Consider the following 13,350-nt stretch of genomic DNA (forward strand, 5'->3'; position numbering starts at 1 on the left):
TTAGCCATCGCCGGCACGCGGCAGAATGCGCACATGCGCGCCGTCGTCCTCGATGCCCCCGGCCCACCGTCCGCCCTGCGGATCCGCGACCGGCCGGTGCCGGTGCCCGAGCCGGGCTGGGTGCTGATCGAGGTGCCCGCGTCCGGGCTGAACCGCTCCGAGCTGCACACCCGCCTCGGGCTGGCCGAGGGCGTCGTCTTCCCGCGGGTGCCCGGCATCGAGGCGACCGGCGTGGTGGCGGCCGCGCCCGGCGGCGAGTTCGAGCCCGGCCGGCAGGTCATGACCATGATGGGCGGGATGGGACGGGTCTTCGACGGCGGGTACGCGGAGTACACCTGCGTCCCGGCCGGTCAGGTGATCCCGTTCCGTTCCGCGCTGCCCTGGTCCGTGCTCGGTGCCGTGCCGGAGATGCTGCAGACGGCGTACGGGAGCCTGGTCGTCGGTCTTGATTTCCGCCCCGGCCAGACGCTGCTGATCCGGGGCGGCAGCTCCTCGGTCGGGATGGCGGCGACCGTGCTGGCCAAGCGGCGCGGCCTGACCGTGCTGTCGACCACGCGCGACCCGGCGAAGGCGGCGGCGCTGACCGCGATCGGCGCCGACCACGTGCTGATCGACGACGGCGCGGTGGCGTCGCAGGTCCGGGGCTTGATCGCGGACGGCGTGGATCTGGCGCTCGAGCTGGTCGGGACGCCGACGCTGCCCGACACGCTGCGGGCGGTGCGGGTGCACGGTGTCGCCTGCTTCACCGGGATGCTGTCGAACGAGTGGCTGGTCCGCGACTTCTATCCGATCGGCTACCTGCCGCGCGGGGTGCGGCTTTCCGCGTACGGCGGGGAGGCCGACGACCTGCGGGCGGAGGTGCTCCAGGAGTTCCTCGACGCGGTCGCCGCCGGCACCGCCACCGTTCCCGTGGCGCGCGTCTACGAGCTGGACGAGATCGCCCGGGCCCACGCCGACATGGAGGCCAACCGGGTGGCCGGAAAACTGGTCGTGGTGATGCGGCCGGAAAACCAAACGATCGTTAAGATGAGGGAGTGACGATTGACCGGATCCTGCCCACCGAGGAGGCCTACGAGCTCCTCGACCTGACCCGTTCCCTCGCCGCCGGTGAGCTCGCGGGCAATGCCGACGCGTTCGAGCGCGACGGCCGCTTCCCGCGCGAGATCATCCGCACGCTCGGCCGGTCCGGCCTGCTCGGCCTGCCCTATCCGGAGGCCGACGGCGGCGGCGGGCAGCCCTACGAGGTCTATCTCCAGGTGCTCGAGACGCTGGCCGGCAGCTGGCTGGCGATCGCCGAGGCGGTCAGCGTGCACACCCTCTCCTGCTACCCCATCTACGCGTACGGGTCGGAGCGCCAGCGCAAGATGCTGCCCGACCTGCTCGGCGGGGAGATGCTCGGCGCGTACTGCCTCTCCGAGCCGCAGGGTGGCTCGGACGCGGCGTCGCTGGCGACCCGGGCCACGCACGACGGCGAGGGCTGGGTGGTCAACGGGACCAAGGCCTGGATCACCCACGCGGGCCACGCCGATTTCTACCACCTTTTCGTCCGTACGGGCGGGGCCGGCGCGAGTGGCATCTCCTGTCTCTTCGCCGAGGCGGGTACGCCCGGGCTGCTGCCGCAGAAGCCGGAGCGCACCATGGGCCTGCGGTCGTCAGCGCCGGCGCAGATCGTGCTGGAGGACGTGCGGCTCGACGCCGATCGGCTGGTCGGCCCCGAGGGCGGCGGCTTCCGCATCGCGATGGAGGCGCTCGACGCCGGGCGGCTGGGCATCGCGGCCTGCGCGGTGGGGCTCGCGCAGGCGGCGGTGGACTACGCGTCGGCGTACGCGAAGGAGCGCACCCAGTTCGGCAAGCCGATCGCGGCGTTCCAGGGCGTCGGGTTCATGCTCGCCGACATGGCCACCCAGGTGTCGGCCGCCCGCGCGCTGATGCTCGCGGCGGCCCGGCTCAAGGACGCCGGCCGGCCGTTCTCGATCGAGGCGGCCAAGGCCAAGCTGTTCGCCACCGACGTCGCGATGAAGGTGACCACGGACGCGGTGCAGGTGCTCGGCGGGTACGGCTACGTGGCCGACCACCCGGTCGAGCGCTGGTTCCGCGAGGCCAAGGTGCTGCAGATCGTCGAGGGGACCAACCAGATCCAGCGCCTGGTGATCAGCCGGTCGCTGACCCGCTGAGGCCTACACCTTCCGCCACCGCGCCCGGTCCTCGCCGGGCTTGCGGACGCAGCGCATCAGCTCGCCCGTGCTGCTGTGCCCGAACTTGCCGACCGGCGAGCAGGGCGCGCCCGGCGCGTTCCCGGCCGGCGTCGTCGTTCCCGTCGGCCGCGTCGTCGTCGGTTTCTTCGTCGTCGGTTTCTTCGTCGTCGGAGCCGGTTTGGCCGCCACCTTCGTGGTCGCTTCCGTGCGGGCCGGCGCGGTGGTCGCCGGTGCCGTCGTCGCCGGTTCCGTGGCCGGTGCTGTCGTCGCCGGTCCCGTGGCCGGTTCCGTGACCGGCGGCTGCGCGGCCGTGGTGACCTGGGTGACCGCCGCCGCCCTCTTCCCGCCGTCGGAGGTGAACAGGCTGATCGCGAACCCGCCCGCGCAGCAGACCAGCGCCATGGCGATGATGCTGAGCAGGATCGCCTGAGCCCCCGTGACCTTGCGCTCCTCCGGCCCCGGCTCGCTCTGCACGGGGAGCCGGAACGACGGCGGCGGTGTCCGATCACGCATCGCCACACCATGCGCCCACACCGTGACCCCGTCGATGGCCCGATCGTCCGATCCGCCGTAGTCGATCTACCGAACCCCCCGGTGGCGCCGCCCGGCCAAGTACTGTTTCCCCGTGGAAGAGATCGACCGGGCGATCGTGGGCGCCCTCACCGCGGACGGCCGCCTGTCGTACACCGACCTGGCGGAGCGCGTCGGCCTGAGCGTCTCCGCCGTGCACCAGCGGGTGCGCCGCCTCGAGCAGCGCGGCGTGATCGCGGGCTACACCGCGCGCGTCTCCTACGAGGCCCTCGAGCTGCCGCTGACCGCGTTCGTCGCGATCCGCCCGTTCGACCCGTCCCAGCCGGACGACGCCCCCGAGCGCCTGGCCCACCTCTCCGAGATCGACTCGTGCTACTCGGTGGCCGGCGAGGACTTCTACCTGCTGCTCGTCCGGGTCGCCAGCCCCGCCGACCTGGAGCGCCTGCTGCAGGAGATCCGCACCGCCGCGAACGTCACGACCCGGACGACGGTGGTGCTCTCCACGCCGTACGAGAACCGGCCGCCCCGGTTGGCTCCCATCCCGGCCGCGGCCTCGTCGCCGTCTGCCGCGCCCGACGAGGCGCCGTAGCGCTTGAGCGCCGGCGACGCGGCGCGGCGTGCCCGAGGAGGCCCGTAGCGCCGTCCCGCTTCGATGCCCGACGACGCCGTCCCGCCCGCAGCGCCCGGCCAGGTCCCGTAGCGCCGTCCCGCGTGCCTTGCCCCGCTTGAACCCCACCCCGTTCACTGGGTGGGGCGACGTTAGCGGCCGGGTATGACATTTCCGGGCTGCCGTCCACAGCCTGCGCGCCGAACTTCGGTGAAGGTCCACTCGGCGGCCTGCGCGCTCCTTGCTCCACGGCGGCTCGCACACCCGGCCGGCTCAGCTCACCGGGCTTCCCTGCAGCGGCCTCGAGGCCGAAATGGCTCAATGAGCCTGCACCCACCAGCCGCACGCGGGCTCTCCACCGGAGGCAGCGGCAGCGGCGCCGCCGCCCGACTAACCAGCGCCGCCGCCCGGCGCCGCCGCCCGGCTGACCGGGGTCGCCGCCCGGCTGACCCGCGTCCGCGCCGTCGACCTCTGCGTTCGCGGCAAGCAGCAACAACCTAGCCTCCTAGGATGCTCTAGCGGTTGTGACGGCGCCGACCCGCGATGTAGCGACGACGCAAACGCGACACAACCGCGGCTGACGCGACGATCAGGCGGGAAGGGACGCCCGGACGCACTCGGTCACGTACGGCATCTCGAACTCCGTGCGCCCCACCAGGTCGGGATGGGTGGCGACCAGCTTGCGCACCTCGCTGAGCAGGGCCGCCCGCTCGTCGGCCGGCATCAGGATGATCCGGCTGCGGGAGGCGACCACGTCGAGCAGGCGTTCCAGCCCCATCGTCTGCGACCAGCGGAAGTGGGCCATCTCGGCGGGGCCGAACGGCGCGCCGACGGACGTGTCTCGCTCCTGGTCGCTGTGGCCCATGATGTCGCCGAGGCGGCTGACCCACGGCACGGTCTCGTCGCGCAGGTTCCAGATCAGGCCCAGCCGGCCGCCGGGGGCGAGGATCCGGGCGATCTCGGGGACCGCGCGGGCCGGGTCGACCCAGTGCCAGGCCTGGGCGACCAGTACCACGTCGGCCGACGCGGGCGGGAGCGGGATGTCCTCGGCGGTGCCGGCCAGGGTGGGCACGCCGGGCACGACGCGGTTGAGCTCGGCGAGCATGCCGTGGGACGGGTCGACGGCGGTGACGGCGAGGCCGCGGTCGCGGATCTGCCGGGTCAGCTTGCCGGTGCCGGCGCCGAGGTCGAGCACCCGGGGGTCGCCGGGCGGCAGCAGCCAGTCGAGGGCGTCGGCGGGGTAGCCGGGGCGGCCGCGTTCGTAGATGTCGGCGGCGGGTCCGAACGAGTTGGCGTGGGCGGCGTGATCGTTCACGGCGACGACACTATCCTAGGACGCTCGAGGCGGTATGCGCCCGCACCCGGTTTCGAAATTCGCGCGTACGGGCAGAAGCTTGTCGACGGACAACCACGGAGGGTTGACGATGAGCTTCACGGACAAGGTCAAGAACGAGGCCGACGAGCTGGCCGGCAAGACGAAGCAGGCCGTCGGCCGTGCCACCGACAACGAGAGCCTGGTGGCCAAGGGCGAGGCGCAGGAGACCTCGGCCGAGGCGCGCAAGGCCGCCGAGCACGTCAAGGACGCCGGCAAGGACGTCAAGGACGCGTTCAGCTAGGACGAGCCGCGGTGAGCGGACAGTGAAACGGCCCGGGGCAAAAGAGGAAAAGCCCCGGGCCGTTTCACACCCCCAGCAGAGGAAAGATCAGGACTCGGCGGACTGCTTGCGCCACCAGTCCTGGCCGGACTGGGGGAGGGTGTCGATCGGGTCGTAGTAGGCGTAGAGCTTCGACAGCGCCTCGGCGTCGTCCTTCTCGATGGACGTGCGGTAGTTCTTGGTCCAGTACGAGATGCCGTGCTCCCGGTCGTACTCGTTGAGCATGTGCACCCACCGCTTGCCGACGAACGGCACGTCGCAGACGATCCGCGGGGTCGCGTAGCCGGGCAGGTAGCCCATCATGTCGTGCTGCAGCTGCTGGGCGTGCCAGACCGGGACCCGCCAGTGCTCGGCGTGCGGGATCATGTCGCACATGTAGAAGTAGTAGGGCAGGATGCCGGCCTCGCCCTGCAGCGCGAAGCACAGGTCGAGCAGGTCCTTGGTCGTCGCGTTGACGCCGCGCATGAGCACGCCCTGGTTGCGCACGTCGCGCACGCCGACGTCGAGCAGCGTCTGGGTCGCCCGGGCGACCAGGGGGGTCAGCGAGTTCACGTGGTTGACGTGGGTGTGCACGGCCAGGTTGACCCCGCGCCGTGAGGCGGTGATCGCGACCCGGTGCAGGCCCTCGACGACGTCGGGCTGGAGCCAGTGCTGGGGGAGACCCATCAGCGCCTTGGTCGCGAGGCGGATGTCGCGCACGGTGGGCACGGACAGCAGGCCCATGAGGTACGCCTCGAGCTGCTTCCAGGGCACGTTGGCGACGTCGCCGCCGGACACCACGACGTCGCGTACGCCCGGGTGCGCGCGAAGGTAGGTGAGGTGCGCGTCGTACCGGTCGACGGGTTTGAGCGAGAGCTTGAGCTTGTCGACGGCCGGGGTGCTGTTGCCGACCAGGTCCATCCGGGTGCAGTGGCCGCAGTACTGCGGGCAGGTGCTGAGCAGCTCGGCGAGGACCTTGGTGGGGTAGCGGTGGGTGAGCCCTTCGGCGACCCACATGTCGTGCTCGTGCAGGGAGTCGCGGGTGGCGTGCGGGTGCGACGGCCAGATCGGGTCGCGGTCGGAGGCGACCGGGATCATGTAGCGGCGGACCGGGTCGGCGTAGAACGACTCCGTGGACGGGGTCTCGCCGGGCACCATGGTGTTGAGCATCTGCGGCGGGACCAGCATCGACATGGTGGCCATCCGCTGCTGGTCGGCCAGGAGGTCGTCGTAGAACCGCTCGTCGAGCAGGTCGCCCATGACCGTGCGCAGCTGCTTGATGTTCTTGACGCAGTTGACGCGCTGCCACTGGGCGCTCTCCCACTGGGCGGCGGTGACGTCGCGCCAGCCGGGGAAGCGGGTCCAGTCCGGCTCGACCAAGGGGCGGCGCTGGTAGTCGTAGGGCTGACCGGCGGGTGCGGTCATCGGTGCCTCCCTGGGTCGGCTGTTCGGACTGAACCAACGTACTGGATAATTTCCGGCCTAGAAACCGTTGGCCCGGAGGATTTACGGTGTGACGGCGACATAGGGCCTTGATTTCTGGTGGGGGTGGGGTGGATGTCCGTTTCGGTGGGTCTGGGAAGGGTGCTGGAGCCGGCCGGGGTGCTGCCGCAGGCGGCGTGGCGCCTCGACGCGAGCCCGGAGATCGGGGCCGACGAGGTGCGCATCGCCGTCGAGCGGTTGAACCTGGATGCCGCGAGTTATCGGCAGCTGGCGGAGAAACACGAGGGTGACGGCGACGCGATCCGGGCCGAGGTGCTGGAGATCGTCGGGACGCGCGGCAAGATGCACAACCCGGTGACCGGGTCCGGCGGCATGCTGATCGGCGTGGTCGAGGAGGCCGGGCCGGAGTCGCCGCTGGGTCTCAAGGCCGGCGACCGGGTCGCCACGCTGGTCTCGCTGACGCTGACCCCGCTGCGGATCACCGATGGGCTGTCGGCCTGGGACGGCAAGTCGGAGCAGGTCCCGGCCGCGGGAACGGCGATCCTGTTCGGCCGGTCGGTGGCGGCGGTGCTGCCCGACGATCTCGCCCCCGAGCTGGCCCTGGCCGTGTTCGACGTGTGCGGTGCTCCGGCGCTGACCGACCGGGTGGTGCGCGAGTACGAGGGGGAGAAGACGGTCGCGGTGCTCGGCGGGGCCGGCAAGTCGGGGTCCCTGTCGCTGGCCGCGGCCCGCCTGGCCGGCGCCCGTACCGTGGCGGTGGTCGTCAATGACGAAGAAGCCGAAAACATCCGGAGAAACGGACTCGCCGACGCCACAGCCGTCGCCGATGCGCGGGATCCGGTGGCGGTCGCGCGAGCGGTGGAGACGGCCCTGGGCGCGCCGGCCACGGTGACGGTCGTCTGCGTGGACGTCCCGGGTTGCGAGCACGGCGCGATCCTGGCGACCGCGGCCGGCGGCACGGTGATCTTCTTCTCGATGGCGACCAGCTTCCCGGCCGCCGCGCTCGGCGCCGAGGGCCTGGCCGCCGACGTGACGATGCTGATCGGCAACGGGTACCTGCCCGGTCACGCCGAGTTCGCGGTCGACCTGCTGCGCCGGGTCCCGGCGGTCCGGCGGCTGTTCGAGGCCCGCGTCGCGGGACACTGACGCGCATGACGGTTCTCTACACCAACGGCCGCTTCTACTCCGCCGCCGATCCGCGGGCCACCGCGATGCTGGTCCGCGACGGCCGGATCGCCTGGCTGGGCGACGCCGCCGACGCGCCCGCCGCCGACCGGCGGGTCGATCTGGCCGGCCTGCTGGTGACGCCGGCGTTCGTCGACGCGCACCTGCACGCCACCGACACCGGCCTGGCTTTCGACGGTCTCGACCTGTCCGGGGTGCGCTCGGCGGCCGAGCTGCTGGACCGGGTGACGGCGTTCGCGGCGACCCGGCCGCCGGGCGCGGTGGTGCACGGGCACGGCTGGGACGAGTCGACCTGGGTCGAGCAGACCCCGCCGTCGGCGGCGGAGCTGGAGCGGGCGGCCGGCGGCCGGCGGGTCTATCTGTCGCAGGCGAGCGTGCATTCGGCGCTGGCGTCGACGTCGCTGTTGTCGGCGGCGGAGGGCGTCGCCGGGTACGACCCGTCGGGCTGGGTGCGCGAGCAGGCCCATCACGCCGTACGCGCGATCGCGCTCGAGTCGCTGACGCCGCAGCAGCGGTCGGCGGCGCAGCGGACCGCGCTGTCCCGGGCGGCGTCGCTGGGCATCGCCGCGGTGCACGAGTGCGCCGGTCCGGGCACGTCCAGCGAGGAGGACCTGCGGTCGGTGCTGGCGCTGTCCGGCCAGGGGCTGCCGCTCGTCTTCGGCTACTGGGGTGAGCTGGGCGGCGCGGAGCGGGCGCGGGATCTGGGCGCGGTCGGCGCGGCCGGTGACCTGTACGCGGACGGTGCGCTCGGCTCGCGGACGGCGTCGCTGCGGCACGCCTACCACGACGGTGACGGCGGGGTCGGTGAGGCGTTCGTGACCGCGGAGCAGGCGGCCGAGCATCTGCTGGAGTGCATGCGGGTCGGGGTGCAGGGCGGCTTCCACGCGATCGGTGACGCCGCGATCGAGGCGGTGCTCGACGGGTTCGCGCTGGCCGCGAAGCGGGTGGGCGTCGACGGGGTACGCGCGGGCGGGCACCGGGTCGAGCACGTCGAGCTGATCGACAAGCCGATGATCGGCCGGATGGTGGAGTTCGGGGTGACCGCCTCGGTGCAGCCGGTCTTCGACGCCCTGTGGGGCGGGCCCGGGCGCATGTACGAGCAGCGGCTGGGCCGGGAGCGGACGCTGGCCAGCAACCCGATCGGCACGATGCACGCGACCGGGGTGCCGCTGGCGTTCGGGTCGGACTCGCCGGTGACGGCGCTCGACCCGTGGGCGGTGGTGGTGGCGGCCGCGGCCCCGACCAACCCGGTGCACCGGATGAGCGTGCGGTCGGCGTTCGCGGCGTCGTCGCGGGGCGGCTGGCGGGCGGCCGGGGTGGACGACGCGGGCGTGCTGGCGCCGGGCAAGGCGGCCACGTTCGCGGTGTGGGAGACGCCGGGCGGGATCACCGGCGGGTTGCCGGCCCTGGTGCCGGATGTCGACGGCGTGACGCCGGCGCGGCCGGTGTGCCGGCGCACGGTGCTGGCCGGCGAAACGATCTTCGAGGCGTGACCCCGGCCGGCAGCGGAGCCGGCCGGGTTTTCGGAGCAGTCAAGGAGCACAGGTGGCCGGGAAACTGAATCTGGACCCGAAGGTGGTGCGCACGGCGCGGCGGCTGGCCGCGAAGGCGGGCCGCCCGATCGTCGACCTCGCCCGGTCACACACCACGGTGTCGGTCGAGCGGGCCGTGCTGCGCCTGGCCGGCGTGCACGGCGCCGATGCGGACGGCATCCCGTGGGTGAACCGGCTGGTCGACGCCGTGCGGGCCGATGTGGGGCTGGGGCACGGCGTCGCCCTGCCGGTGTTCCACGCCCTGCGCGAGGCGGGCATCGACGACGTCACCGTCCTGGCGCAGAAGGCGGCGGCGGGGGCGGTGCGGTTCACCGTACCGGCGGGGAAGGCGGATGCCCTCGCGGCCCGGCGCCTGGCGAAGAGGGCGACCGGCGACGGCATCAAGCGGATCGACCGGCGCCGCGCCGAGCGGGAACGGCTGATCAAGCGGTACGGTGACCCGCCGCAACGCCCCTGGATCTACCTGATCGTGGCCACCGGCGACATCTACGAGGACATCCCGCAGGCGCAGGCCGCCGCCCGGGCCGGGGCCGACATCATCGCCGTCATCCGGTCGACCGGGCAGTCGCTGCTGGACTACGTGCCGGAGGGCGCCACCCGGGAGGGCTTCGCCGGCACCTACGCGACGCAGGAGAACTTCCGGCTGATGCGCTCGGCGCTGGACGAGACGTCGAAGGAGCTGGGCCGGTACGTGCGGCTGACCAACTACGCGTCCGGGCTGTGCATGCCGGAGATCGCCGCGCTGGCCGGTCTGGAACGGCTGGACATGATGCTCAACGACTCGATGTACGGGATTCTGTTCCGCGACATCAACCCGATCCGCACGTTCGTCGACCAGCGGTTCAGCCGGCAGGTGCACGCCCGGGCCGGGATCATCATCAACACCGGCGAGGACAACTACCTGACCACCGCGGACGCGGTCGAGGCGGCCCACACGGTCACGGTGTCGCAGCTGCTGAACGAGTACTTCGCGCACGAGGCGGGTCTGGCGGACTGGCAGCTGGGCCTGGGGCACGCGTTCGAGATCAACCCGGACCTGCCGGAGTCGTTCCGGCTCGAGCTCGCGCATGCGCTGCTGGCCCGGGAGCTGTTCCCGGACGCGCCGCTGAAGTGGATGCCGCCGACCAAGCACATGACCGGCGACGTGTTCCGCGGCAACCTGCTCGACGGCTTCTTCAACCTGGCCGGCACGCTCACCGGGCAGGGCATCCTGCTGGTCGGGATGATGACCGAGGCGGTGGTGACGCCGTGGCTGTCCGACCGGGACGTGGCGCTGCAGAACGTGCGGTACGTGCTCAACGGCGCCGGCGGGCTGCACGAGGACTTCGTGCCGGCGGCCGGCGGCTTCATCCAGCAGCGGGCTCACCGCGTACTCGGGGAAGCCGTCGATCTTCTGGAGCGGATCGCCGACGACACCCTGCTGAACGCGATCGCCGACGGCACCTTCGGGATCATGAAGCGCCCGGCCGACCGCGGCAAGGGCCTCGACGGCGTCGCCAGGCACGAGGACGGCTACTACAACCCGGTGACGGAGGCCCTGGAGGCATGAGCATCATCCGCCCCTACGGGGACACCACCGGCGACGGCATGGTGCAGCTGTCGTTCACGCTGCCGATCCCGCACGACAAGCGGGCCGAGGGCGCCGCGCTGCAGCTGGCGGCCAAGATGGGCATGGACCCGGCGATGCTCGTGCACGCCAAGCAGATGGGCGACGCGTACACCTTCTTCGTGGTCTACGGCCGGGTGAACCACCTGGTCGACACCGAGAAGGTGCAGGTCGTCGAGCGGGACTTCCCGCTGCTGAGCGCCAAGGAGGTGAACGCGGCGATCAAGCGGCGGCTGCGGCGGCGGCTCAACGTGGTCGGCGCCTGCATCGGCACCGACGCGCACACGGTCGGCATCGACGCGATCCTCAACGTCAAGGGCATCGCCGGCGAGAAGGGCCTGGAGTACTACAGCGAGCTGTCGGTGACCAATATGGGCGCGCAGGTGTCGGTGCCGGAGCTGGTCGAGACCGCCCGCGCCCGCAAGGCCGACGCGGTGCTGGTCTCCCAGGTGGTCACCCAGCGCGACGCCCACCTGCAGAACACCCGGGCCATGTCGGCCGCCTTCCGGGAGGCGCTGCCGGCGGGCAAGCGGCCGCTGCTGATCGTCGGCGGGCCGCGCTTCGACGAGCTGATGGCGGCCGAGCTCGGCGTCGACCGGATCTTCGGCCGCGGGACGACCCCGCGGGAAGTCGCCTCCTACCTCGTCCACGCGCTCGCCGGGAGTCCCGCATGATCACCGTCACCCACCGCCGCTACGTGCCCTACGCGCACGCCCACTACGCCGGGAACCTGGTCGACGGCGCCTACTCGCTGGGCCTGTTCGGCGACGTCGCCACCGAGGTGTGCATCCGGCTCGACGGCGACGAGGGCCTGTTCGCCTCCTACGACGACGTGCAGTTCAAGGCGCCGGTGCAGGCCGGCGACGTCCTGGAGGTCACCGCGACCGTGGTGGCGATGGGCACTCGCTCGCGGAAGATCGCGTTCACGTCGGCGGTGGTGTGCCGGGGGACCGGCGGGTCGTCGGCGGCGGTGCTCGACGAGCCGATCGTGGCGGTGACGGCGACGGGCACGGTGGTCGTGCCGCCGAAGGGATGACCTCCGCCGTCTGCGTCGACGTCGGGTCCACGTACACGAAGGCGTGCCGGGTCGATCTCGCGTCGGGGGAGATGGGCGCGCGGGCCGAGGTCCCCACCACCTCCGCCACCGACGTGCTGCACGGCCTGGACGAGGCGGTCGCGGCGGTGGGGGGTTCCGCTTCCCTTCCCCGGTACGTCTGTTCGAGCGCCGGTGGGGGGCTGCGGCTCGCCGTCATCGGGTACGAGTCGCTGGTCACCGCCGAGGCCGGGCATCGCGTGGGTCTGTCGGCCGGGGCGCAGGTCGTGCACGTGGCCGCCGGGCCGCTCGACGGGCGGGGGATCGCCGCCGTGCGGGCCGCGCGACCCGACGTGATCCTGCTGGTGGGCGGCACCGACGGCGGCGACGCCTCGGTGCTGCTGCACAACGCCCGCCGTCTTGCCACGTCCCGCATCCGGGTGCCGGTCGTCGTGGCCGGCAACTCCGACATTTCCCCTTCGGCCGCCGCGCTGCTCACCGACCGCGGCATTCCGGTCACCGTGACCTCGAACGTGCTGCCCCGGATCGGCGTGCTTGACCCGGGGCCGGCCCGGGCCGCGATCCGCTCGGTGTTCCTGCGGCACGTGATCGGCGGCAAGAAGCTGTCCCGGGGCCGGCGCTTCGCCTCGCTGGTCCGGGCGGCCACCCCCGACGCAGTGCTGGCCGGGGTCGAGCTGCTCGCCGACCTCACCGGCGCCGGGGTGCTCGTCGTCGACGTCGGCGGCGCCACCACCGACGTCTACTCGGCGCTGGTGCCCGACGCCGAGGCCGAGACCGGCCCGCGGCGTGACGTGGCGGGCACGCTGTGGCGTTCCCGGACCGTCGAGGGTGACCTCGGTGTGGCGGTCGGTGCGCCCGGAACTGTGGCAGCCGCCACAACGGAGAAATTGACACTCAACTTGGCACTACCGGAATCCGGACTGCCGCCGACGCCGGAGAGTGATCGATCTTTGGCCGCCGCGGCCGCCGTCGTGGCCCTGCGCCGGCACGCCCGCGGTCACTCTCCGGGGCCGGGTCTTCCACGCACCGGCGGCCGTGACCTGCGCGACGTGCGGCTCGTCGTCGGCTCGGGCGGGGTGCTGCGGCACGGCGGCGGCAAATTTGTGCTGGACACCGTGCTCGCCGACACGGCCGGCGGCTGGGCCGCGCCGGCCGGCGCCCGCACCGTGGTCGACGAGCGCTACGTGCTCGCCGCGGCCGGCCTGCTGGCCATCGACCACCGTGACGCCGCGGCCGCGCTGTTGAACACGCTGTAACCCGATCGAGTACGCGGCATGACACGCCGGGGAACGCGACACGCCGCAGCACGGGCACCCCTGTTGACAGGCGGGCGGGGGCCGGACGTACCGTCTTCAGGTCCTGAGCACGGCAAGCGATCGTCGTCAACTTCGTTCCTCCTCCACTGGCCGCAGTCCTCGCAGGGGTCGCGCGTTCAGCCAGGTCCAGTGGAAGGGGGCCGGCGGGGCGGCAGCGGACCGATCGCGCCGAGGGTGGGGCAGGGGGTCGGAACGGCGCCAGTAGACAACGGCACGGCGGGGGCAG

13 protein-coding genes are annotated in these 13,350 nt (G+C 72.6%); 10 read left to right on the forward strand and 3 right to left on the reverse strand.

What is annotated here, in order from left to right; all coding sequences use genetic code 11:
- The first annotated feature begins 33 nt into the window (after positions 1-33).
- Complete coding sequence (locus tag ACQP2F_RS23725; protein WP_433290761.1) at positions 34-1,038, forward strand: zinc-binding alcohol dehydrogenase family protein; 1,005 nt, start codon at positions 34-36, stop codon at positions 1,036-1,038.
- A complete protein-coding gene (locus tag ACQP2F_RS23730; protein WP_433290762.1) occupies positions 1,035-2,174 on the forward strand; it encodes an acyl-CoA dehydrogenase family protein in 1,140 nt (379 codons plus the stop codon). The genes ACQP2F_RS23725 and ACQP2F_RS23730 overlap by 4 nt, the downstream gene beginning before the upstream one ends.
- A gap of 3 nt (positions 2,175-2,177) precedes the next feature.
- On the opposite strand, the gene ACQP2F_RS23735 is transcribed toward ACQP2F_RS23730, so the two are convergent.
- Positions 2,178-2,708, reverse strand: coding sequence for a hypothetical protein (locus tag ACQP2F_RS23735; protein WP_433290764.1), 531 nt, complete (start codon positions 2,706-2,708; stop codon positions 2,178-2,180).
- 112 nt (positions 2,709-2,820) lie between these two features.
- Here ACQP2F_RS23735 and ACQP2F_RS23740 point away from each other — a divergent pair, with 112 nt between their 5' ends.
- Positions 2,821-3,315, forward strand: coding sequence for an Lrp/AsnC family transcriptional regulator (locus ACQP2F_RS23740; protein WP_433290766.1), 495 nt, complete (start codon positions 2,821-2,823; stop codon positions 3,313-3,315).
- Between the two features lie 607 nt (positions 3,316-3,922).
- Here ACQP2F_RS23740 and ACQP2F_RS23745 read toward each other — a convergent pair.
- Entirely contained in the window at positions 3,923-4,648 is a 726-nt protein-coding gene (locus tag ACQP2F_RS23745) for a class I SAM-dependent methyltransferase (protein ID WP_433290768.1), read from the reverse strand.
- Between the two features lie 109 nt (positions 4,649-4,757).
- Here ACQP2F_RS23745 and ACQP2F_RS23750 point away from each other — a divergent pair, with 109 nt between their 5' ends.
- A complete protein-coding gene (locus ACQP2F_RS23750; RefSeq protein ID WP_433290770.1) occupies positions 4,758-4,949 on the forward strand; it encodes a CsbD family protein in 192 nt (63 codons plus the stop codon).
- Between the two features lie 87 nt (positions 4,950-5,036).
- Here the strand turns inward: ACQP2F_RS23750 and ACQP2F_RS23755 are convergent, their stop codons facing one another.
- Entirely contained in the window at positions 5,037-6,392 is a 1,356-nt protein-coding gene (locus ACQP2F_RS23755; protein WP_433290773.1) for a KamA family radical SAM protein, read from the reverse strand.
- A gap of 132 nt (positions 6,393-6,524) precedes the next feature.
- On the opposite strand from ACQP2F_RS23755, the gene ACQP2F_RS23760 reads away from it, so the two are divergent.
- Genes ACQP2F_RS23760 through ACQP2F_RS23785 form a run of 6 tightly spaced genes read left to right on the forward strand, consistent with a single transcriptional unit; the run spans position 6,525 to position 13,064 of the window.
- Complete coding sequence (locus tag ACQP2F_RS23760; protein WP_433290775.1) at positions 6,525-7,556, forward strand: L-erythro-3,5-diaminohexanoate dehydrogenase; 1,032 nt, start codon at positions 6,525-6,527, stop codon at positions 7,554-7,556.
- Positions 7,553-9,088 (forward strand): amidohydrolase, encoded by a 1,536-nt coding sequence (locus tag ACQP2F_RS23765; RefSeq protein WP_433307592.1) that lies wholly within the window; start codon positions 7,553-7,555, stop codon positions 9,086-9,088. Before ACQP2F_RS23760 ends, ACQP2F_RS23765 begins: the two co-directional genes overlap by 4 nt.
- A gap of 52 nt (positions 9,089-9,140) precedes the next feature.
- Positions 9,141-10,697: a lysine 5,6-aminomutase subunit alpha gene (locus tag ACQP2F_RS23770; protein WP_433290777.1), complete on the forward strand. Its 1,557-nt coding sequence runs from the start codon at positions 9,141-9,143 to the stop codon at positions 10,695-10,697.
- The gene (locus ACQP2F_RS23775; RefSeq protein ID WP_433290779.1) at positions 10,694-11,428 is read left to right on the forward strand and encodes an OAM dimerization domain-containing protein; all 735 of its coding nucleotides are present in this window, start codon (positions 10,694-10,696) and stop codon (positions 11,426-11,428) included. The genes ACQP2F_RS23770 and ACQP2F_RS23775 overlap by 4 nt, the downstream gene beginning before the upstream one ends.
- Entirely contained in the window at positions 11,425-11,790 is a 366-nt protein-coding gene (locus tag ACQP2F_RS23780; RefSeq protein ID WP_433290781.1) for a hotdog domain-containing protein, read from the forward strand. Before ACQP2F_RS23775 ends, ACQP2F_RS23780 begins: the two co-directional genes overlap by 4 nt.
- Positions 11,787-13,064, forward strand: a complete 1,278-nt coding sequence (locus ACQP2F_RS23785; RefSeq protein ID WP_433290783.1) for a glutamate mutase L — start codon at positions 11,787-11,789, stop codon at positions 13,062-13,064. Before ACQP2F_RS23780 ends, ACQP2F_RS23785 begins: the two co-directional genes overlap by 4 nt.
- The last annotated feature ends 286 nt before the right edge of the window (positions 13,065-13,350 follow it).

The sequence above is a fragment of the Actinoplanes sp. CA-030573 genome (genome assembly GCF_050951115.1).
In the GTDB taxonomy this organism is placed as follows: Bacteria; Actinomycetota; Actinomycetes; order Mycobacteriales; family Micromonosporaceae; genus Actinoplanes.

Excerpts from the sequence above, each read along its gene's own strand:
- ACQP2F_RS23785 (WP_433290783.1), top strand. The coding sequence starts at position 11,787 with ATGACCTCCGCCGTCTGCGTCGACGTCGGGTCCACGTACACGAAGGCG.
- ACQP2F_RS23750 (WP_433290770.1), top strand. The coding sequence starts at position 4,758 with ATGAGCTTCACGGACAAGGTCAAGAACGAGGCCGACGAGCTGGCCGGC.
- ACQP2F_RS23725 (WP_433290761.1), top strand. The coding sequence starts at position 34 with ATGCGCGCCGTCGTCCTCGATGCCCCCGGCCCACCGTCCGCCCTGCGG.
- ACQP2F_RS23755 (WP_433290773.1), bottom strand. The coding sequence starts at position 6,392 with ATGACCGCACCCGCCGGTCAGCCCTACGACTACCAGCGCCGCCCCTTG.
- ACQP2F_RS23780 (WP_433290781.1), top strand. The coding sequence starts at position 11,425 with ATGATCACCGTCACCCACCGCCGCTACGTGCCCTACGCGCACGCCCAC.
- ACQP2F_RS23760 (WP_433290775.1), top strand. The coding sequence starts at position 6,525 with ATGTCCGTTTCGGTGGGTCTGGGAAGGGTGCTGGAGCCGGCCGGGGTG.
- ACQP2F_RS23775 (WP_433290779.1), top strand. The coding sequence starts at position 10,694 with ATGAGCATCATCCGCCCCTACGGGGACACCACCGGCGACGGCATGGTG.
- ACQP2F_RS23735 (WP_433290764.1), bottom strand. The coding sequence starts at position 2,708 with ATGCGTGATCGGACACCGCCGCCGTCGTTCCGGCTCCCCGTGCAGAGC.